4 protein-coding genes and 1 pseudogene are annotated in these 3019 nt (G+C 49.2%); all 5 read left to right on the top strand.

What is annotated here, in order from left to right; genetic code table 11:
* A pseudogene (locus CXF86_RS22845) lies at positions 1–243 on the top strand (hypothetical protein); the annotation flags it as partial.
* Between the two features lie 14 nt (positions 244–257).
* Positions 258–1163: a hypothetical protein gene (locus CXF86_RS19865; RefSeq protein WP_102039867.1), complete on the top strand. Its 906-nt coding sequence runs from the start codon at positions 258–260 to the stop codon at positions 1161–1163.
* 67 nt (positions 1164–1230) lie between these two features.
* Positions 1231–1560 carry a hypothetical protein gene (locus CXF86_RS19860; RefSeq protein WP_102039866.1) on the top strand — a complete coding sequence of 110 codons (330 nt, stop codon included), beginning with the start codon at positions 1231–1233 and terminating at the stop codon, positions 1558–1560.
* Positions 1561–1568: 8 nt separating this feature from the next.
* Positions 1569–1904: a hypothetical protein gene (locus tag CXF86_RS19855; protein WP_102039865.1), complete on the top strand. Its 336-nt coding sequence runs from the start codon at positions 1569–1571 to the stop codon at positions 1902–1904.
* A gap of 2 nt (positions 1905–1906) precedes the next feature.
* The coding region (locus tag CXF86_RS19850; protein ID WP_145992402.1) for a tape measure protein at positions 1907–3019 on the top strand (1113 nt) is incomplete at its 3' end.

Genomic DNA, 3019 nt, shown 5'->3' with positions numbered 1-3019 from the left:
GGCCCATATTTGCAGACGGTGCAATTGGAACTCGGGGTGGTAGTGGTGATGGCGAGCATTAATGATAAAAATCCCAGTTTACTGCCGATCCGTAAACTTGTAAGGCAACGCTTATTTGGCTGGCAACCCATATCAGAGGCTGAGCCATTGGCATTAGCGGGTGGCAGTTTATTGAAGATTGGCAGCCACTATGTTGCTTGGCTTGACCGATTCATTACCGAATACACAGAAGATGCTAATTAACGCAGGAGAATAACATGGCTCGTAAATTTGCTAAAAAAGCCCTGGTCTTTGCCAAAGAGGTGACCTACGGCATCGATGCCATTGGGGCCGCTGAAACCAGTGTGGCGGTATTAGGGCGTGAGGTGAAAATCACGCCGTTAGCCGGTGAAAATACCGCCCTTGAATATGATGATGGCAATCTAGGTAATAGTGCTGAAATTGAGACTGAAACCTATGTGTCATTAGAATTTGGTGTTGATTGGGCTGGTTCTGGTACTGCTATCACGCCAGCATCTTATCGCACGCTATTAGCGGCGTGTTTGCGCAAAACCACCGTAAAAGCGGACAGTGTTGAACAAGCCATTGACGAAGATGGGACTGACTCTATTACCTTCTATTTCTATATGGATGGCACGCTGCACGCATTAGTCGGGGCGCGAGGCAGCTTTAAACTAGAAGCCAAAGCCAAAGAGTTTCCTAAGATCATGTTCACTTTTACTGGCCTGTTTGTACCCGTTATATCGGCAGTACTTCCCGCCACTGATTTTAGTGCTTGGCAAACACCGCTCAAGGTCGGGGCGGCTAACTCCTCCTGTACATTAGGGGGCAACGCCATCAAGTTGATCAGCTTCGAATATGACCAAGCTAATGATGTTATACATCAAGAGTATGTGGGTCATGAAGAGGTGTTGATCACTGATTATGCGCCTAGCGGTAAGCTGGTATTTGAAGCGGCATCTCTGATCAGTTTCGATCCTTTTGCGGCCAATACTCAGGTGATGACTTTTGAATTATCACATGGTGTCGCCACTAATCTCGTGCAGTGGAAAACCGCGCAGCTGCAGCTAGGGCGCGCGGAGTATGGTGACCAAGATGGCACGCTTACCTATGAGCTCCCCATTCGTCCTCTGAGTAATGTTGATCTGCTTATCAATAAATAGGCCCTCATAGAGCTAAGTTATAACCGCTTTTCACCTAATAGTTGTAGTCAAAAACTAAGGAATAGATATGTTCACATTTACCCCTAAGCGTCTTGTTAAAAACTGGCCTGCCATCATCAAAATGTCGATGGATGGCGGCAAGGTCGAGGAGGTAGAAATAAGCCTCGATCTTAACCTGCTACCTGTCGATGACTATATGACCGAACTTAGTGAAGGTGATCACCAGCTCTTTGATGCCATCTTAGCGGGTTTTGATGGCATTGCCGGGATCGATAAGCAGCCATTAGCGGACACCCCCGATAACCGTGCGGCCCTTTATCAGCATGCCCCTTTTACTGATGCGCTGTTACATGCCTATCGCGCGGCAAATTCTGGTGAGGCTGCAAGAAAAAACTGATAGAAGGGGTGCGGGAACTCTACGTTCGTACGCCTGTATCACAAGCTGAGCAGCGTGAAATTGATGAAGAGATGGCCTTACTGGGAATTAAGGCCAGCACGCCCTCTGAGCAACAGATTGAGTTTTGGGATGAACATCAAATCGCTGTGGTTTGGTGGCTGCAAGTACAAGATTTGATGCGTTATAGCTATGGCCCTGGTATTGCGGTGTGCAACGGCTTAGATGTATTGGCTGTGAAGGCGGACAGTGAATTGAGCGGCACAGAGTATAGCAAGCAAGATTATCAAAAACTCAGGCTCATTGCGCACACGGTGACCACGATTTTTAATGACAGAGCAGGGTAAACATGGGCGATCTTAAACTAGCGTTGACCTTAACCGCAGACGGCAAACAATTGATCGGTACCGTTAAAGGTGCCACGTCTGTGGTCTCTGACTTAAATACCCGCTTGAATCACACTCAGATATCTGGCAATAAGGCGGCCCAAGGTTTATCGAAGGTGCAGCGCCAAGGCGATGTCGCTGGTAAATCACTGCAACGCATGGGCAGTTATGCTGCAGGTGCATTCGCTGGATTGTCGGCCATTAACTTGGGCAAAAAAATCACCCAGGACTTAGCAGCCTTTCAAGATATCCGCACCCGTCTGCAGAGCTTGTCTGGCTCGACTGCCGCCTACGCTGCCAATGAAGAATACTTGATGCGGATAACAAGAGAGCATCACAAAGAGCTTATTCCACTGGCTGATAACTATGCGGCGCTGCTTAACCTTGTTGATTCTGGCTTGGTGACTCAATCCCAGTCTAGAGCGTTGCTTGAAGGCATGAGTAACGCGCAGTCAGCACTAGGCGCGAGCTCTAACCAGTTAGGTCAATCCATGTATGGGTTGTCACAAGCCTTAGCTTCGCCCATCGTTCGCGCCGAAGAATTGAATCAGCTGGTTGAGCCGATGCCAGGGCTGCTTAATAAGATGGACAGAGCGGCTGGCCTCAGTGCGGGTGGCTTTAGGCGAATGGTGTTGGCGGGTGAAGTCACCTCTGAGTTTCTACGCAATAACTTAATTAAAGCCTTGCAAGAGTATGATGGCGCATCAGCTGCCACTGCCGCTAACATCAGTGCACAGACTCGTGATATGAAAAATGCCTATCAGCAGCTCATTGTCGCCTTTGAAACTCCGATTAATTCCAGTTTAACCCCTGTTTTATCCACCCTCACCGAAGGCTTAATGTGGTCAACGGATAATGCTGAATTGCTTATCGATGTACTTGGCAGTGCGTTAGTGATTGCGATGGGCCGTGCCAGCGCGGCAGCGGTGAGCGGCGCTGCGGCTTCACTGAGTAAAGCGCACGCCGATGGTGTGGCGAGAGCCGCTGCCATCAGTGAGGCTCAAGCGGAACTGCAAAAAGCGATGGCACAACGCAAAGGGGTGTTGACGTCAGGCCAGGCCATTGTCGCAGAAACG

The organism is Shewanella sp. GutCb (assembly GCF_002836135.1).
In the GTDB taxonomy this organism is placed as follows: Bacteria; Pseudomonadota; Gammaproteobacteria; order Enterobacterales; family Shewanellaceae; genus Shewanella.
Note: the sequence above shows the minus strand (reverse complement) of the source record. Positions and strands in the feature narration are given on the sequence as shown.